This is a genomic window from Parasedimentitalea huanghaiensis (assembly GCF_009753675.1).
GTDB lineage: Bacteria > Pseudomonadota > Alphaproteobacteria > Rhodobacterales > Rhodobacteraceae > Parasedimentitalea > Parasedimentitalea huanghaiensis.
In genome coordinates, this window is sequence record NZ_WQLV01000014.1 from 75,674 (window position 1) to 92,474 (window position 16,801).

General features: G+C 50.8%; 16 protein-coding genes and 1 pseudogene. 14 read left to right on the forward strand and 3 right to left on the reverse strand.

The genetic code is table 11. The annotated features are described in order from the left end of the window. Positions 1–14: 14 nt before the first annotated feature. From GO984_RS18750 to GO984_RS18775, 6 genes are read left to right on the forward strand one after another with little or no spacing between them, the layout of a single operon-like run. Entirely contained in the window at positions 15–1,574 is a 1,560-nt protein-coding gene (locus tag GO984_RS18750) for an ABC transporter substrate-binding protein (protein ID WP_157024118.1), read from the forward strand. A 15-nt stretch (positions 1,575–1,589) separates the two neighbouring features. Then, positions 1,590–2,549 carry an ABC transporter permease gene (locus GO984_RS18755; protein WP_157024119.1) on the forward strand — a complete coding sequence of 320 codons (960 nt, stop codon included), beginning with the start codon at positions 1,590–1,592 and terminating at the stop codon, positions 2,547–2,549. Next, on the forward strand, positions 2,546–3,358 hold the full coding sequence (locus GO984_RS18760; RefSeq protein ID WP_157024120.1) for an ABC transporter permease: 813 nt from the start codon (positions 2,546–2,548) through the stop codon (positions 3,356–3,358). The genes GO984_RS18755 and GO984_RS18760 overlap by 4 nt, the downstream gene beginning before the upstream one ends. Next, on the forward strand, positions 3,358–4,992 hold the full coding sequence (locus GO984_RS18765; protein WP_157024121.1) for an ABC transporter ATP-binding protein: 1,635 nt from the start codon (positions 3,358–3,360) through the stop codon (positions 4,990–4,992). Before GO984_RS18760 ends, GO984_RS18765 begins: the two co-directional genes overlap by 1 nt. Then, positions 4,992–5,831 carry an alkaline phosphatase family protein gene (locus GO984_RS18770; protein ID WP_157024122.1) on the forward strand — a complete coding sequence of 280 codons (840 nt, stop codon included), beginning with the start codon at positions 4,992–4,994 and terminating at the stop codon, positions 5,829–5,831. Before GO984_RS18765 ends, GO984_RS18770 begins: the two co-directional genes overlap by 1 nt. Positions 5,832–5,834: 3 nt before the next feature. Continuing rightward, positions 5,835–6,554 (forward strand): HAD family hydrolase, encoded by a 720-nt coding sequence (locus GO984_RS18775; protein ID WP_157024123.1) that lies wholly within the window; start codon positions 5,835–5,837, stop codon positions 6,552–6,554. Here GO984_RS18775 and GO984_RS18780 read toward each other — a convergent pair. Together GO984_RS18780 and GO984_RS18785 are read right to left on the reverse strand one after the other, a co-directional pair. Next, entirely contained in the window at positions 6,531–6,929 is a 399-nt protein-coding gene (locus GO984_RS18780; RefSeq protein WP_157024124.1) for an MAPEG family protein, read from the reverse strand. The two genes, GO984_RS18775 and GO984_RS18780, sit on opposite strands and share 24 nt — an antisense overlap. Before the next feature lie 569 nt (positions 6,930–7,498). Next, the gene (locus GO984_RS18785) at positions 7,499–8,185 is read right to left on the reverse strand and encodes a glutathione S-transferase family protein (RefSeq protein ID WP_157024125.1); all 687 of its coding nucleotides are present in this window, start codon (positions 8,183–8,185) and stop codon (positions 7,499–7,501) included. 120 nt (positions 8,186–8,305) lie between these two features. Here GO984_RS18785 and GO984_RS24015 point away from each other — a divergent pair. Together GO984_RS24015 and GO984_RS18790 are read left to right on the forward strand one after the other, a co-directional pair. Further along, positions 8,306–8,482, forward strand: a pseudogene (locus GO984_RS24015) (helix-turn-helix domain-containing protein); the annotation flags it as partial. 36 nt (positions 8,483–8,518) lie between these two features. Further along, positions 8,519–9,229: a LysR family transcriptional regulator gene (locus GO984_RS18790; protein WP_245231175.1), complete on the forward strand. Its 711-nt coding sequence runs from the start codon at positions 8,519–8,521 to the stop codon at positions 9,227–9,229. 2 nt (positions 9,230–9,231) lie between these two features. Here the strand turns inward: GO984_RS18790 and GO984_RS18795 are convergent, their stop codons facing one another. After that, positions 9,232–10,437: an ROK family transcriptional regulator gene (locus GO984_RS18795; protein ID WP_167740416.1), complete on the reverse strand. Its 1,206-nt coding sequence runs from the start codon at positions 10,435–10,437 to the stop codon at positions 9,232–9,234. Between the two features lie 126 nt (positions 10,438–10,563). On the opposite strand from GO984_RS18795, the gene GO984_RS18800 reads away from it, so the two are divergent. The 6 genes from GO984_RS18800 to GO984_RS18825 are packed head-to-tail and all read left to right on the forward strand — an operon-like array spanning position 10,564 to position 16,774. Beyond that, on the forward strand, positions 10,564–11,805 hold the full coding sequence (locus GO984_RS18800; protein ID WP_157024127.1) for an extracellular solute-binding protein: 1,242 nt from the start codon (positions 10,564–10,566) through the stop codon (positions 11,803–11,805). A 29-nt stretch (positions 11,806–11,834) separates the two neighbouring features. After that, complete coding sequence (locus tag GO984_RS18805) at positions 11,835–12,722, forward strand: carbohydrate ABC transporter permease (RefSeq protein WP_157024128.1); 888 nt, start codon at positions 11,835–11,837, stop codon at positions 12,720–12,722. A 2-nt stretch (positions 12,723–12,724) separates the two neighbouring features. Beyond that, positions 12,725–13,564 carry a carbohydrate ABC transporter permease gene (locus GO984_RS18810; RefSeq protein ID WP_157024129.1) on the forward strand — a complete coding sequence of 280 codons (840 nt, stop codon included), beginning with the start codon at positions 12,725–12,727 and terminating at the stop codon, positions 13,562–13,564. A gap of 8 nt (positions 13,565–13,572) precedes the next feature. Further along, entirely contained in the window at positions 13,573–14,727 is a 1,155-nt protein-coding gene (locus GO984_RS18815) for an ABC transporter ATP-binding protein (RefSeq protein ID WP_157024130.1), read from the forward strand. After that, positions 14,724–15,746, forward strand: a complete 1,023-nt coding sequence (locus GO984_RS18820) for a glucokinase (protein WP_157024131.1) — start codon at positions 14,724–14,726, stop codon at positions 15,744–15,746. The genes GO984_RS18815 and GO984_RS18820 overlap by 4 nt, the downstream gene beginning before the upstream one ends. Then, a complete protein-coding gene (locus GO984_RS18825) occupies positions 15,743–16,774 on the forward strand; it encodes an SIS domain-containing protein (RefSeq protein ID WP_157024132.1) in 1,032 nt (343 codons plus the stop codon). The genes GO984_RS18820 and GO984_RS18825 overlap by 4 nt, the downstream gene beginning before the upstream one ends. The last annotated feature ends 27 nt before the right edge of the window (positions 16,775–16,801 follow it).

Here is a 16,801-nt window from a genome sequence, read left to right on the forward strand (position 1 = left end):
GCAAGGAGGATCTAATGTCAATTTCTAAAACCAAATCTACCCGTATGTCTCGCCGCGCTTTCCTAGGTTACACAAGTGCGCTCAGCTTTGCTGCCGTACTTGGGCAGGTTCACCCTGTTCAGGCAGCTGAGCCAGTAAAAGGAGGGCATTTCGTACTGGGTCTTAAAGGCGGCGAAAGCACAAACTCATTGGATCCAGCCCTGTCCGCCAGTCAGGTTCCATTCAATGTTTTGCGTGGTTGGGGTGAGACTTTGCTCAACGTTGCGCCGGATGGAGGGCTTGAATATCGCCTAGCGGAAAGCGTTGAAGCAACGGATGATGGTCAGTCTTGGCATTTCACAATCCGGTCCGGTGTGAAGTTTCATAATGGTGAAACCATGACAGCGCAGGATGTGCTGAAAACCATGGAACGCCATTCAAACGAAGATTCTAAATCCGGTGCGCTTGGCATTATGCGTGGCATCGATAGCATGTCAGTTGAAGGCAATGTTTTCACTGTTAATTTGACCACTGCCAGCTCAGATCTGCCTTACCTTCTTGCAGACTACCACCTTGTGATTCAGCCGAATGGCGGCATGGACGATCCGGCGGCTGGTATCGGCACAGGACCATATAAGATTACGGAAAACGAGCCTGGCGCACGTCATGGGTTCGAAAAGTTCGCTGACTATTGGGATGATAGCCGCGGCCATTACGACACTTATGAAATCATTGTCATCAATGATGACACCGCCCGTGCTGCTGCGCTGCAGTCGGGACAGGTTAACGCAATCAATATCGTTTCGCCCAAAACAGCAAAATTGTTTGGCCGCGCTCCTGGCATCAGCATCGAAACGACTTCCGGTCGCGGCCATTATGTCTTTGTAATGCATGTGGATACACCACCATTTGACAACAAAGATCTGCGGCTTGCGCTGAAGTATTCCGTTAACCGCGAGGAAATGGTCGAAAAAGTTCTCAATGGCTATGGTGCCGTTGGTAACGACACGCCGATTAACGATGCCTATCCGTTGTTCGATGAAACCATCCCTCAGCGCCAATTTGATCTTGATAAAGCGCGTGAGCATTACGAAGCCTCGGGCCATGATGGGTCACCGATCATTCTGCGCGTTTCTGATGCGGCTTTTGCGGGCGCACTTGATGCTGCCGCCTTGTTCCAGCAAAGCGCTCAGGCAGCGGGTATTCCGCTTGAGATCAAGCGCGAGCCAGCTGATGGCTACTGGTCCGAAGTTTGGAACAAACAGCCATTTGCCGCGTCTTACTGGGGTGGCCGTGCGGTACAAGATCAAATGTACACTACCGCATACTTGTCCACAGCTGACTGGAACGACACTCGCTTTAAAAACGCAGATTTTGATGAGCTGCTGCTTCAGGCGCGTGCTGAGTTGGACGAAAACAAGCGTAAGGACGTCTACGGCCAAATGGGGCGCTTGCTCAATGAAGAGGGCGGCCTGATCAACCCGATGTTCAACCAGTTCATCGACGGTGTTTCGGCCAAGGTCGCTGGATGGGAGGCTAATCCGAACGCAGAGATGATGGACGGGTTCATCGCATCCAAGACTTGGTTCGAATAAGCGGACCTCGGACAGATGTCTTTTGTCGTGATCAAATTGGTGTCCCAGCGCATAGCGCTGGGACTTTTGTTGCTTTTGGCGGCAACTGTACTCATCTTTATCGGCACGCAAATCCTGCCTGGCGATGTGGCGCAATCAATTCTAGGTCAATCAGCTACGCCTGAGGCACTGGCGAACCTTCGCCGTGATCTTGGCCTAAACGAACCAGCACTGAATCGATATTTCAGTTGGCTTGGCAATGCATTGCAGGGTGATCTTGGTACGGCCCTGACAAACGGCAAAGACATCGCTGAATCTATTTCAGGTCGCCTGAATAACACTCTGTTTCTGGCGGCTTGCGCCGCGGTGGTTTCCATTCCGCTGGCAATTTTTCTAGGCTTGCTGGCCGTTCGTTACCGCAATCGCTGGCCTGACAAAATGATTTCGGCGATCACATTGGCAACGATTTCGGTCCCCGAATTTATCCTTGGCTATATCGTAATGTACTTTGTAGCTGTAAAGCTGCAGTGGCTACCTTCGGTTGCAATTGTGCGTCCGGATATGAGCGTTTTTGATCGGTTTGAAGCCGTTGCTATGCCGGTCATTGTGCTGACTTTTGTAGTGTTGGCTCATATGATGCGGATGACGCGGGCAGCCATTCTGAATGTCATGGAAAGCGCGTATATTGAAACGGCCGAGCTGAAGGGCCTATCGGCGTTCCGCATTATCGCTAGCCATGCCATGCCGAATGCTATTTCACCAATTGTAAATGTGGTGATGTTGAATCTTGCTTACCTGGTAGTAGGCGTGGTCGTGGTGGAGGTTGTCTTTGTTTATCCGGGTATGGGCCAGTATCTGGTTGATCATGTCTCTAAGAGAGATGTGCCGGTTGTTCAGGCTACAGGCCTGATTTTCGCAGCAGTCTATATCCTGTTGAACACAACGGCTGACATCATTGCCATATTAGCCAACCCGCGACTGAGGCATCCGAAATGATCCGTATTCCAACTAGCGCTTTGATTGGCCTTGTCATCACTGCGGCATACTTTCTGGCGGCATTGTTCGCGCCACTAATTGCCCCCTTCGGTGTCGGAGAAATTGTTGGCGACGTCTGGGAACCAATGTCTTCGAAGTTTCTCCTTGGCACTGACGGAATTGGTCGAGACCTGCTGAGCAGGATGATTTATGGGGGGCGGACGACAATATTTGTAGCACTAGCGGCAACGATTTTATCTTTCACATTGGGAACCATTTTGGCGCTGACAGCTGTGGTTGTCGGAGGCTGGGTTGATATGGCTCTGTCGCGGTTTATTGATCTGATCATGTCAATTCCGACGCTGATTTTTGCATTGGTTGTGTTGTCAGTTATGCCAGTCACCATATTGGTTCTTATCCTGGTGATGGGACTATTGGACGTGACCCGGGTCTATCGTTTGGCCCGAGCTGTGGCTCAGGACATCAATGTAATGGACTATGTCGAAGCAGCACGTTTACGCGGCGAAGGCACACCTTGGATCGTGTTTCGGGAAATCCTGCCAAATGCCCTGTCACCACTAGTAGCAGAACTGGGCATGCGCTTCATTTTCATGGTGCTGTTTGTCTCGACATTGTCTTTCCTAGGTCTGGGTATTCAACCACCTGACGCCGATTGGGGCGGTATTGTGAAAGAAAACAAAGAAGGTATCGTTTATGGTATCCCTGCGGCGCTGATCCCGGCATTTGCCATCGCTACCCTGGCAATCTCTGTGAACCTCGTGGCTGATTGGGTGTTGTCCCGTACCACCAGTTTGAAAGGGGGCCGGTAATGTCCGAGCTTCTGCGTGTTCGTGATCTGAAAATTGGTGCACATGTCATACCGCCAGACGGCGATCCCTTTGATATCGAAATTGTCCACGGTGTTAGTTTTGACCTCAAAAAAGGTCAGGTTCTGGGCTTAATCGGAGAGTCTGGAGCAGGAAAATCAACCATTGGTCTTTCTGCACTGGCGTACGGTCGTGGCGGGGTTGAAATCACCGGTGGTGAGGTTTTTATCAACGGTAGCGATATCCTGAAAGACTCGTTAGGGAACCTGCGAAAACTGCGCGGTCATGTGGTGACCTATGTGTCCCAATCGGCTGCGGCGTCTTTTAACCCTGCTAAAAAGCTAATGAATCAGGTGACTGAGAGTTGCATCCAGCACAATTTGTGTAGCCAATCAGAAGCCGAAGAACGAGCAGTGACATTGTTTCGCAAACTCGGGTTGCCAGAACCTGAAACCATTGGTGATCGCTATCCACACCAGGTGTCTGGTGGACAGTTGCAGCGTGTGATGACTGCGATGGCTCTATGTCCTCAACCAGACCTAGTGGTTTTTGACGAACCAACAACAGCACTTGATGTCACGACACAGATTGATGTGTTGGCGGCAATAAAGGAAGCAATCCGCGATACCGGGGTTGGTGCGCTGTATATTACTCACGATCTAGCTGTGGTTGCGCAGGTTTCTGATCAGATCATGGTTCTACAAAATGGCAATACCGTTGAATATGGGGATACTGAGCAGATCATTAACCGGCCAGCAGAGGCCTACACTCAAGCCCTTGTTTCAATTCGTTCTGCCGAACATGCGGAAAAACTTCCAACGGATGCGCCTGTCCTGAAAGTCGACGGTATTTCTGCCCGATATCCCGGCACCAAATTCGATGTTTTGAACGATGTTTCGCTTGAGCTACGGCCCGGTCAAACATTGGCAATAGTTGGAGAATCCGGTTCAGGAAAGTCGACGCTGGCTCGAACAATCACCGGATTGCTACCGCAGCGAAGTGGAGAGATTACGTTTGATGGGCGTGGGCTGACGCAGACACTTGCTGAACGCAGCAAAGAAGATCTGCGCGAGTTGCAGATGATCTATCAAATGGCTGACGTCGCGATGAACCCACGTCAGACAATTGCTATGATTATTGGACGACCCTTGGAATTCTACTTTGGTTTGCGCGGCAGCGAGCGTGACAAGCGTGTTCGTGAGCTGATGGACGAAATAGAATTGGGCCCTGAGTTCCTGAGCCGCTATCCGGCTGAGCTATCTGGTGGGCAGAAACAGCGAGTTTGTATTGCAAGGGCGCTGGCTGCCAAGCCCAAGCTGATTATCTGTGACGAGGTGACCTCGGCGCTTGATCCCCTGGTTGCAGATGGCATTCTCAAGCTGTTGCTGAACCTGCAAAAGATTGAGGGGGTAAGCTACCTGTTCATCACCCATGATCTGGCGACGGTAAAATCAATCGCAGATACAATCGCTGTGATGCATCGCGGGAAAGTCGTTCGCTATGGACCAAAGTCACAGGTGTTGTCACCACCTTTTGACGATTACACAGATCTATTGTTGTCCTCTGTTCCGGAAATGAAATCTGGTTGGTTGGAAGATGTGATTGCACACCGCAAAATGGAAAGCGCTGGAAACTGATGCAAAATAAGCTGTTGCTGATCATCTTGGATGGTGTTCCGCTGAACAATTGGCCCCTTTTTGGTAACCTTGAGGGGTGGGTAGACTCGGGTGAAGCTCGAAAGTGGACGATGCGTTCTGTTCTGCCTTCAACTTCGGCCAGTTGCTATGCTTCAATCCATACTGGGGTGGCTCCGGCCATCCATGGTGTGACCGGCAATGACAATGTGTTCCGCGTTGATATGCCTGATGTCTTCAGTGAAGTTCGGAAGGCTGGGCGCACTACTGGGGCTGTAACGCATTCGTTTTGGTCTGAGTTTTTCAACCGATCCCCATTCGATCCAGTGCGTGATCTTGAATATGATGAAGCCGAAAGCGCTACGATCAACCATGGCCGATTTCATACGATGACGGGGTATAATCTGATCAACCAGACAACACCTTCTGATGCAGATTTGTTTGCCACACTGACGATGCTGACTGAGCGTTATGGAATTGATTACGGGATCCTACATACCTGCACCCTCGACAGTATGGGGCATAGATTCCGCCATGATTGCCAGGAAATGGATCAAGCAATTTTCCACATGGATGAGAAGCTAGCTCCGTATATCTCTCGTTGGCGCAAAGCGGGCTATGAGGTCATAGTGACGGCTGATCACGGTCAAAACGAACGCGGACATCACGGTGGACGCGGGTCCTCGCAGCAGGATTTTGCGATCTACTACTTTGGCGAAGCTAATGGCGCGCCGACAGATACGTTGCTTGACCAGCGACAGCTTGCGCCAACTATTTTGCAGCGTCTCGGAGCCCAAGTGCCTGAAACAATGCGGGCGCAGTCCTTTTTGAGCGCGGACTAATTAATGTCTAAACCTTCGGAATATAAGGCGGTCTTGTTCGACAAGGATGGAACGCTGTTCAGTTTTACTGCGACGTGGGGTACGTTCTGTGATCGTATGATTTCCCATTTGGCAAGCACAGATGAGACCCTGAAAGATCGCCTGGCAGAAACTGTGGGCTACGATCGCCATGCAGGGCAATTCAAAACGGGCTCGTTAATCGTGAGCGCAAGCGCTGGTGAAGTTGACGAGGCCTGGGCCGATCTAGCACCCAATCACGATTTGGCTGCTGTTGAGACGTTGACCCGGCAAGAACTCAATTCTCTACCGCTGGTGCCAACCTGTGACCTGAATAAGGTTATGGGAATGTTGAAAGCACAGGGGTTAAAGCTGGGTGTGACGACCAATGACTACGAACAGGGCGCAATCAGTCAATTGGCTGAAGCCGAAGTGACATCGTTGTTCGATTTTGTCTGTGGCTCTGATAGCGGGTACGGGCGTAAACCAGGCCCAGGTATGATTCACGGCTTCTGCGAATTAAACGGGCTGACCCCGGACGAGGTTATTTTTGTTGGCGACAGCACCCATGACATGCACTGTGGCCGCAATGCCGGGGCAGGTCTCTGTGTTGGGGTTTTGACAGGTCCTGCCACCAGAACCGAACTGGAAACAACTGCGAATATCGTTCTGAGTTCGGTCGCACAATTGCCTGACTTCTTGCTAAATCATACCAGTGGTGAGTAGTGCGTAAGCGATATAGAAAGACGAAAGCGTACCCATCAAAAAGGCCGGGATGCGGATAAATGTCACGCCGGAGTAGTACAACACCGCAAACGCAGCTCTGCCAGCAACAAATATGAGCGCTGCCATCTCAGGGCCCGTTCCCTGCAATCCAGCAACGGCTGCGGCGGCCAGAACTGGGACCCCGTATGCGGCAGCTTCAATCTGATTTTGATACGCGCGTTGAATACGGAGGGCTAGAGGTGAACGTTCAACTGGCCCCCTGTTTGCTGAAAACCCATAGCCAAAACCTTGGGTGGCATAGGTAAAGAAGATCTCAACCCCCAGCATGATGAGGGTGAGAAGTCCAAAAAGTACTAGCGCCGTGATAAGGGTCATAGGTAGTTCCTTGTTTTAAAGGTGTTGGTCAGAGCTACTTCGATCCGGACTAGTGTTTCGACCGGAACGCGAGATTTCAGGGCATGGGGGCCCTTTTGGTGGCTAAGTTGAGAAGGCTTGCCTGGGTGGTTTAACATCGAACATTTTCGGTTGATGTGGCTGGCCTGCAGCGGTTCTACATTCTCTCGCAACCGTTGCAGAGCGCCCTGCCCGACCAATGTTTCTGAATAGAAAACCCGACCCTATTTTTCCTGATCTTCCTTCGCTCACGTAAATCCCCATTGTCGCACTTCATTCTATCCGACCGGATATTATTGATGTATCTATCCAATTGGATAGTAATTGCAACGTTGCAGAGCATATCTAGAAGCCAGCTCACTAAAGGTTGATCCTCACAAGTAAAGACGCTTGAACGGTCTTCGAAAGACTAAAGTTCAGGTGATGCTTGCCGGTTGGAAAGCCACTGTCTGCGCCTGACCAATTTGTTGGTGAGCTTCAGTCGTCCAAGGCTAAAACTCGCTGAGATAGGCAGAGGGGCAGGTGCCCACTCTGCCCAACTTAGTACGGGCTTAAGCAATGGAGTGGATTTCGCCCAATCCGACCACAGCCTTTACAAAGCCGTCGAATTGTTTCTCCGGTGCAAATGGTTCAGGGTTCAACAAACCTTTTTGCAAGGCTGGACGACGTGAAACTTGTGTCCACCAGCGAAGAAGATTGTCATTCTTTGACAGGGGTAGCTCCGCGCAGGCAGGATGGATTTCACATAGGCGAATCCAGGGTGCAACGGCCATATCTGCAATTGTAAACTCATCGCCTGCCAGATAGTCACGGCCTTGAAGGCGGGTGTTCAATACACCCATAATGCGTGAAACCTCGCCAAAATACCGGGTGGTGACAGCAGGAAACTTGTTTCCCCAAGCTGCTGCAAAAACCAGATACTGACCAAACATTGGCCCTAAAGAACCCATTTGAAACATCAGTGCTTCGATGGTTGCAGCTCGTTTCTTTGGGTCTTCGGGCAGGAATAGCCCGGTTTTTCCTGCGAGGTAAAGCAAGATCGCACCGGATTCGGTTAGGACAAAACCATCGTCAATCAACACTGGGATCTTTTGGTTTGGGTTCATTGTGGTGAAATCTGGTGTTGTTTGTTCACCGCCCAAAAATACCTGGTGCATACGATAATCGAGCCCCATTTCTTCGAGCGCAATCGAAATTTTCAAACCGTTTGGAGTCGCGTCGGAGTAAAGATCCAGCATTGTTACAATCCGTTTTTGGTGCGCAGATGGACTATCCATTGCGTCTACCAGAACGGTATCGTGTTCGAATTTCCCAATCTATTCTGGAAAAACTCAGAACGGTGGTGCAAAAATCAACCGATGGACAGTTGGGATGACATACGATTCTTTTTGGCAGTTGCCCGATCTGGCTCGGTCAGAGGCGCATCGGTAGGACTGGGTGTGAACCACTCTACGGTCTTACGGAGGGTGTCGAATCTAGAAGCACAGCTGGGCGCGCTATTATTCGAAAAACTACCTTCAGGTTACAAGCTAACACCTGCGGGTGAGGAAATTCTAGATCTGGCAATTTCCATGGACGAAGATTCGTCGTTGCTTCAAACACGGGTGTTCGCCAGAGATCAAAACCTAACCGGTCCACTAAGAGTTGCCTTGCCACCGTCACTGGCTAGCGAGCTATTGATGCCCGACTTTGTAGCATTTACCCAGCTTCATCCTGAAATTGAATTACAAATTGTTACGTCATACGAGGCCGTCAACCTGACAACCCGACAGGCTGATCTGGCTATAAGGCTTGTTTACGATCAGCTGACCTTGCCGCAGCACTTGTTTGGAACACGTCTACAGAATGTTCATCGCAGCGTTTACATCTCTCGTGAACTTCAAAATCGAATTCTTAACAATTCACAAAGCTCAGCTAGGTGGATTTTGAAGGAAGAAGATGGTCCAGCACCTTCCTGGGCAGCCAACGCAGAACTGGAAACTGGCGGTCCGCCGATAAATGTCAGCGACATGGCCTCTCAGCTTTCTGCTGTAAGGGCAGGGATGGGGGTGACCATTTTGCCCTGTTTTGTCGGCGACTTGGATCGTTCTTTGGCTCGGGCTCCTGGAAGCATTAACAAATACTATGGAACGTTGTGGGTACTGACGCATGGCGAAACGCGCAAAACCAAGCGTGTTCGTCTGTTTAGTGAATTTATCAAGGCACGCATTGCTGTCTATTCCGCCTTACTTAGCGGTGAGGCATACATTGATGATGCTTCCAAAGGCTCTCTGACCAAATGAGTTTACAGGACAAGTCTGGAAACCGAAGGGGCAAAATGAGCGTTCATAGAAACTGCTGATGCTCCAAGCGCGATGGATGACAAGCCAGCCGCACCATTTCGAATCCGCTTGTCATCACTTCGTTGAGACAAGGACCCAAGGAAAGGCGTAGCCTTCTCGATCAATAAGTTGAGGAAGTTTTCGGGTGCGGTTCCTCCGATAATAATCGTCTCTGCATCGAGCATGGCTTCAAGGATATTCACAGCTTGATGAAACCTGGGAATTGCAGCATCAATCCAGTCGATGACCGTTTTGTCTCTCGCGCTCACCAAGTCGGCGATTTTGGTGAATGTCGCAATGTCATCACCAGGTAAACTGAGACAGCGGCACAGTGCGTCTATAGACAGATATCGCTCCAGACATCCGAAGTTTCCACATGGGCAGGCTTCGCCGCCAAGTTCGACAACAACGTGACCAATTTCCCCTGCATTTCCAAAAGTTCCAGCATAGGGATCTCCTTTTAGGACAAGCCCAGCCCCAAGTCCGACACCGAACTGCAGAAATGCAAAATTGTCTAATCCCTTGCCTGCACCGTAGAAACCTTCACCCACTGCAGCAGCGGTCGCGTCGTTCTCCAGTACAATCGGAAGCCCTAGTTGTTGTTCCAATAGAGCCAGGTTTTCTGGTGTGCCAAATTCATGAAAATTGGTCGGATCGCCTTTGGGTGCATTCCTAATGCCGAACGGTCCAGCGGCAGCCAGTCCACAACCGACCACGGTCGGATAAAGGTTGCTGTGTTCGTCTCGAAAACCAGACACCAGCGTTGCGATCGCAGAATTTGCAGCATCTGAAGTGGTGGAAGTCAGGTCGCAAACTGATTCCCAGATCTTTCGACCATCAAGATTGCAAACCACAGCCGTAGCCCGTGTTCGATCCACATGAATACCAAAACTCAAAGCCGCATCTTTGTTTAAACAAACTTCCATTCCCGGGTGGCCGCGGCCAACAATTTTGCTTGCCGTCATACGCACCAGGTCCAGCTCTTCCAGCAACGCGACGATGTTCTGAATGGTCTGCCGAGATAGTGATGTTACCTGGGAAATCTTGGTGCGCGAAATTGGCCCCTGCGTACGAATAACCTCAAGAACAACACTGTGGTTGTGCGTCTTGGCTTTTCGAAGATTGGTCCCAGAAGTTCTAAAGGAATGAGGTTTTTCAGAATTGTCCATAATCGTCCTGCGAATCTTTTGTCTGCACAGAAGCATGATCTATTTTTTAAAACAAATTGACAAATAAAATGGAATCGACATAACTTCGGCCCATCAGAGCACTCTGCTCACCAAAGGGAGGAAGACATGAAACTGAAGACACTCATGGCTGTAACGGCGTCTGCCGCGGCTCTAATGACATCTGCAGCAATGGCCGATACCACATTGAACGCCTTGTTTATGAGCCAGGCAGCCTATAGCGAAGACAACATTAAATCGATGACGGCCTCATTTGAAGCGGCCAATCCGGGCACGAAGGTTGATTTGGAATTTGTCCCGTACGAAGCCTTGCATGACAAAATAATTGCAGCCTCTGGCGCTGGAGACGACGGATATGATGTTGTTCTTTTTGACGTAATCTGGCCTGCAGAATTTGCTGAACGTGGGTTTTTGACTGATGTCAGTGACCGGGTAGCAGCTGATCTTACCAGTAAGATTTTTGACGGTGCTTGGACCACAGTTGAATATGACGGCAAGCGTTATGGCATGCCTTGGATTTTGGACACCAAATATCTGTATTACAACACCGAGATCCTTGCCAATGCTGGCATCGAGACACCACCAGAAACTTGGGCTGAAGTTCTGGAACAGGCCAAGGTGATCAAAGACAAAGGGCTGGTTGAATATCCATTGGTCTGGAGCTGGTCGCAATCCGAGGCGATGATATGTGACTTTACCACGCTGACCGCAGCTCATGGCGGTTCGTTCTTCGATGACGGAAAACCAGCATTTGAAACCGGCGGCGCGAAGGCTGCGTTGGACTATATGAAAACGTCGCTTGGTGACGGGCTGACCAACCCATCGTCGCTAGAGTACTTCGAGGAAGATGTGCGCCGGGTGTTCTCGGCCGGTGATGCTGCCTTTGCGATGAACTGGACGTACATGAACTCTCTTGTGAACGATCCGAACGAAAGCAAGGTTGCTGGTAAAGTTGGCGTAATGTCGGCCCCGGGTGTGGATGGTGTGTCTGAAGCATCAGCTGTCAACGGTTCAATGGGACTCGGCATTCCATCTAACAGCCCACATGCAGATCAGGCCTGGGCCTTTATCAACCATCTAACCAATCAGTCCACTCAGGAAGAATTTGCAAACCTGAGCCTGCCGATCTGGAAAGCGTCCTATTCGCAGTCCGCGGTGACTGACGGTCAGGAAGATCTGGTTGCTGCTGCGGACAAGTCGATCGCTGTAATGTACCCGCGTCCGTTGGTTGCCTCGTACACCGAAGTGTCGAGCATTTTGCAAAAGCACCTGCATGGTTCGCTTCTGGATCAGACAACCTCTGAAGAGGCTTTGGCCAACGCAGCCAAACGCGTCGCGCGTATTCGTTGATCTGAAAACCTAAGAAGGGAGAGCACTAAATGTCTGCAATCAGTAGATCACGCGAAAAATGGGTTCTGTTGTTTCCGGCAATCCTTGTGCTCTCTCTCATCACCGTTCTACCGTTCTTGCAGACCGTTTGGACCAGTTTCACCGATGCTGAAATCACCGCGCGTGAACAACAGGTCAACTGGATTGGTTTGGAAAACTACATTTGGGCGCTTACTGATCCGGATTTTTTGGAAGCGCTGGGCCGGACCATGTACTTCACGGTTGTTTCAGTCGGGTTGGAAGGTGTGCTTGGTATTGCCGTGGCTCTTCTGCTCAATCAGAAGTTCCGTGGCCGTTGGTTTCTGCGTGTCATCATCATCCTGCCCTGGGCTGTACCAACTATTGTGAACGCCGTTGCATGGCGCCTGATCTATCACCCTGACTACGGCGCGTTGAACTCACTGCTACTGCAACTCGGCTTTATCGACAGCTATACAAGCTGGCTGGGCGATCCCGATCGTGCGCTCAACATGGTTATCCTAGCTGACGTCTGGAAGAATTTCCCACTGGTTGCCTATATCGCATTGGCAGCGATGCAAACCATTCCAGGTGACCTGCTGAAAGCGGCAGCAATCGAAGGGGCAGGGGCCTGGAAGCGGTTTCACTCAATCACACTGCCGTGGATTATCGGCCCAATGTTGGTGGTCCTGATTTTACGCACAATCGAAGCCTTCCGCGTCTTTGACATTATCTATGTGATGACCCGTGGTGGCCCCTCAGACGGAACCAAAACCGCCAGCTTCTATGTCTACCAAGAATACTTCAGCTATCTGAGATCGGGGAGCGGAGCATCATATGCCGTGGTGGTTGCCGGCATCAGCGCCGTATTGATTTTAGCCTACTACGCGGGCATTCGCCGCGACCAACGAGGGGCTTGATCATGCATCGCTCTCTTTTCGCATCCTTTGCACTGTATTCCGCCGCGCTGCTGCTTACGTTGTTTACTCTGGCCCCGTTGGTTTGGTTGGTTCTGATGAGCATCAGCAGTCCAAACGACTTGACCAGCGTACCGCTGAACTGGTGGCCAACTGAGGTTGATTTGTCCCGATATGGCCACCTGGTGGACCTTAATAACGGGGCAGGCCATCGGTTTCTTGCGGCTTTGCGTAACAGCCTGCTGACGGCAGGTGGTGCGACGTTGATTGCTCTAATCGTGGCGGTTCCTGCCGCTTATGCGTTTTCCCGTCGGGGGGCTTCGCTTGCCCTGCTGTTCGTTTTTCTTGCAACCATCATGATGCCGCCAATCACCTATGTGTTGCCACTGTATGAAATCTTTGGTGGTCTTGGCGCTTTGAACAAAACCACCACCCTGATCATTGTCTACAGCGCCATGTTGCTGCCTTTTGCCACTTGGCTGATGAAGAGCAACATTGATGTGCTGCCGGTTGAGATTGAACAAGCCGCGTTCATGGAGGGGGCCTCTACAGCATTCACCCTACGCCGTGTCGTCTTGCCACTAGCACTGCCTGCAATCGCGGCGACTTGTATGCTGTCTTTCTTAGTGGCTTGGGACGAGTTCTTTTATGCGTTGATTTTCACGAGTGATCTCAGTGCGAAAACCCTACCGGTGGCCATAGCTGACTTTTCAGCTGGCAGGGTTACTGACTATGGAGTGATCGCATCTGTTGGTGTGCTCGCCACCCTTCCGCCGGCCATTTTGGCAATCTGCTTTCAGCGGTTCATCGTTTCCGGCCTTGCCGCTGGAAGTGTCAAAGGATGAGCCCCAGCATGACAAATAACCTCCAGAAAAAAGAGAGAACTGCGGTGTCCTCTAATCCTATCCTAGCTGTCGAAAACCTTAGCAAAAGCTATGGCGACTTGAGGATCCTAAAAGATGTAAGCGTTGCAATAGAGGCCGGGGATTTCCTTGTTCTGGTTGGCCCCTCGGGGTGTGGTAAATCCACATTGCTTGGCTGTATTGGCGGACTGACTGAAGTTACATCGGGCAATATTCAGATCGACGGGCAGGATGTGACCCACACCGATCCTGCAAAACGCGACATTGCGATGGTCTTTCAATCCTATGCGCTGTTTCCGAATATGAGTGTCGGAGACAATATTGGATTTGGTTTGGAAGTGCGAAAAGTTCCCAAAGCTGAGCGGGACAAAAAAATCAGTCAAGTTGCTGAATTACTGAAGATTGAACCGCTTCTTGATCGCGCGCCAGCGCAACTTTCAGGTGGTCAGCGTCAGCGCGTTGCGATGGGCCGGGCGCTAGTGCGCGATCCAAAATTGTTCCTATTCGACGAACCGCTCTCTAACCTTGATGCCAAGCTGCGGGTGACGATGAGGACAGAAATAAAACGTCTGCACCAGCGTCTGAATGCATCCATTATCTATGTTACCCACGACCAGATCGAAGCGATGACCCTGGCCACCAAAATTGTGGTGATGAAAGATGGTGTGATCCAGCAAGTTGGTACACCTCGTGAGATCTATGATACCCCAGCCAACATTTTTGTTGCTGATTTCATGGGCTCTCCGGCCATGAATATTCTGGTTGCCGATGTCACAATGGATGGCCTGATGGCAAGGATCGAGATTGCGCGTGAAGATGGGCAGGAACCTTTGATATTGTACGATCCTAACCCCGGAGAAGGCATTGCTTCTCGTCCTGCGGGGGCGTTGAAAATTGGTTTGCGCCCAGAGGCGTTGACTGATCTTGGTTCTCGTTCGGTAAATGCGGAACAGCAATTTGATTGCCTGCTTGATGTGGTTGAGCCAGCAGGTTCGGATACCTTTGCAGTGATCCGTCTTGGTGGCACCGAGGTGACTGCCCGGATGCATGGAGATGTCGACGTGAATTCAGGTGACACAGTGCCCATCTGTTTTGATCTCTCCAAGATTTCTTACTTCGACCCAAAGAGTGGAGAACGTCTATGACCAGCGGGCCAATTTTGGTTGCGGATATTGGTGGGACCAACACTCGGTTTGGGCTTGCCGGCCCAAGTGGGATTTTGGACGGAACTTTGAAAAGATATTCGAATAACGACCATGCCAACTTCTACTCTTTGGTCGCAGAATATCTAAACTTGCAAGAGGTCGAGAGATGCTCAAAGGCTTGCCTAGCGGTGGCCGCACCAGTGGAAGATGATGCAATTACTCTGACAAATCGTGATTGGCATATTAGCAAGGCCGGTGCACGTGAGGTAACTGGCGCGGACGATGTTAGGTTTCTCAACGACTTTGAGGCGCTTGGCTTTGCCATTGACCGTTTGTCCACCGATCAAGTTCTCCATGTCGCAGGGCCGAAAGTAGCTACAAATTCTGATGGTGCCCGGCTAGTCCTTGGAGCGGGCACCGGATTTAACGCGGCTGCGATAACTTGTGGAGTGGATGGGCACCCAAAAGTACGAGCAGCAGAATGTGGCCACATGACCCTGCCGGTTGAAACCACGAATGAGCTCTCATTGCGGGACCACCTGGCTCAAAATCGCGGCCGAGCTTCGGTCGAGAGGGCGCTGTCCGGGCAGGGTGTGCTGGAAATATATGAATGGGTTTGTGGCCAGGCCAACATCATGCCGCAAAATTATACAGCTCAGGAAATTGTTCATCTGGCCATCGAAAAGCGTGATGAGTCCTGTGAGACCACCGCGAAAATACTGGTGAGGCTGCTTGCAAGAATTGCTGGCGATCTCGTACTTGCCTTTCTCCCTTTGGGCGGTCTCTACCTTTCGGGCGGCGTTACGCGCGCGTGTAGGGACTTGATATCAGACGATCTTTTCTGGCAAGAATTCACCGCAAAGGGGCGCCAAAGCAATCTTTTGCGTTCGATCCCAGTGTTTCTGATGACGGATGATCACACAGCATTGGAAGGCTGTGTAACAGCGATGATCGGACCTCTGTCGTTTGGTCATCTGCCTAATTCAATGGCGGCACAGGTTGCAGGAATTAGAACATGACAAAAAATGTCAGCCAGATGCGGCGTGAAATATTGGAAATACCTGAAACCATAGAACGTTTACTGGTAAATGGCGGTCATAGTATTGCAGTTACGGCATCAAACCTACGCGCACTGGATCCTGCATTTGCAATTACAGTAGCGCGAGGGTCCTCTGATCATGCTTGTTCCTATTTGAAGTATGCTGCTGAAATCGCGCTTGGTATTCCTGTAGCATCAGTTGGTCCCTCGATTGCCTCTCTTTATGGCGCGAAAATGCGGTTGAAAGGTGGGGTCGTTCTTTCCGTTTCGCAATCAGGTCAAAGCCCAGACATTGTTGAAATGACCCGGTCTGCCAGACGAGATGGGGCGCTTTCGGTCGCTATCACCAATGCCCCCACATCACCGTTGGCAACCAGTGCGGCCCATTCATTGGATATGATGGCTGGACCCGAGTTGAGTGTTGCCGCGACAAAAACATTTGTTAGTTCGATGGTGACGGGGCTGCTACTGCTGGCTGAGTGGGGCAACAATGCCAGTTTGCGCCGTGCGATCCATCACTTGCCAGCCCAGTTGGAAAAGGCGATCGCAGTGGATTGGCCCGAGGTTCGTGCCGCTATTGGCAGCCATCAATCCTTATTCACGTTGGGTCGAGGACCGGCTTGGGCAATTTCAAATGAAGCGGCATTGAAATTCAAAGAAACCTGCCAAATCCATGCGGAAAGCTATTCGTCAGCTGAGGTCTTGCATGGCCCTGTATCAATTGTTGGTCAAGGGTTCCCTGTGCTTTGTTTTGCAGCCGAAGATGCCGCTGAGGCCGTCCTCGCCGAAATGGCAGACCGAATTTCCGGGCAGGGTGCGCAAGTTTTTGCAACTTCAAATCGGGTTGTTAGGGCGCAGAGCATTGATCATGTAAGAACGGACCACCCGCTGACGGATCCTATCAGTCTTATCGTCTCGTTCTATGCAATGGTTGAGCAGTTAGCTCAATCGCGAGGAGGCAATCCTGATGCCCCTCGTCATCTCAATAAGATAACAGAAACGGTTTAACTCGAAAGCGTGCACTTGGAATTCCGC

Bases quoted from the DNA above. Each gene is read 5' to 3' on its own strand.
- GO984_RS18750 (WP_157024118.1), top strand. From the start codon at position 15: ATGTCAATTTCTAAAACCAAATCTACCCGTATGTCTCGCCGCGCTTTC.
- GO984_RS18755 (WP_157024119.1), top strand. From the start codon at position 1,590: ATGTCTTTTGTCGTGATCAAATTGGTGTCCCAGCGCATAGCGCTGGGA.
- GO984_RS18760 (WP_157024120.1), top strand. From the start codon at position 2,546: ATGATCCGTATTCCAACTAGCGCTTTGATTGGCCTTGTCATCACTGCG.
- GO984_RS18765 (WP_157024121.1), top strand. From the start codon at position 3,358: ATGTCCGAGCTTCTGCGTGTTCGTGATCTGAAAATTGGTGCACATGTC.
- GO984_RS18770 (WP_157024122.1), top strand. From the start codon at position 4,992: ATGCAAAATAAGCTGTTGCTGATCATCTTGGATGGTGTTCCGCTGAAC.
- GO984_RS18775 (WP_157024123.1), top strand. From the start codon at position 5,835: ATGTCTAAACCTTCGGAATATAAGGCGGTCTTGTTCGACAAGGATGGA.
- GO984_RS18780 (WP_157024124.1), bottom strand. From the start codon at position 6,929: ATGACCCTTATCACGGCGCTAGTACTTTTTGGACTTCTCACCCTCATC.
- GO984_RS18785 (WP_157024125.1), bottom strand. From the start codon at position 8,185: ATGCTGGATCTTTACTCCGACGCGACTCCAAACGGTTTGAAAATTTCG.
- GO984_RS18790 (WP_245231175.1), top strand. From the start codon at position 8,519: ATGGACGAAGATTCGTCGTTGCTTCAAACACGGGTGTTCGCCAGAGAT.
- GO984_RS18795 (WP_167740416.1), bottom strand. From the start codon at position 10,437: ATGGACAATTCTGAAAAACCTCATTCCTTTAGAACTTCTGGGACCAAT.
- GO984_RS18800 (WP_157024127.1), top strand. From the start codon at position 10,564: ATGAAACTGAAGACACTCATGGCTGTAACGGCGTCTGCCGCGGCTCTA.
- GO984_RS18805 (WP_157024128.1), top strand. From the start codon at position 11,835: ATGTCTGCAATCAGTAGATCACGCGAAAAATGGGTTCTGTTGTTTCCG.
- GO984_RS18810 (WP_157024129.1), top strand. From the start codon at position 12,725: ATGCATCGCTCTCTTTTCGCATCCTTTGCACTGTATTCCGCCGCGCTG.
- GO984_RS18815 (WP_157024130.1), top strand. From the start codon at position 13,573: ATGACAAATAACCTCCAGAAAAAAGAGAGAACTGCGGTGTCCTCTAAT.
- GO984_RS18820 (WP_157024131.1), top strand. From the start codon at position 14,724: ATGACCAGCGGGCCAATTTTGGTTGCGGATATTGGTGGGACCAACACT.
- GO984_RS18825 (WP_157024132.1), top strand. From the start codon at position 15,743: ATGACAAAAAATGTCAGCCAGATGCGGCGTGAAATATTGGAAATACCT.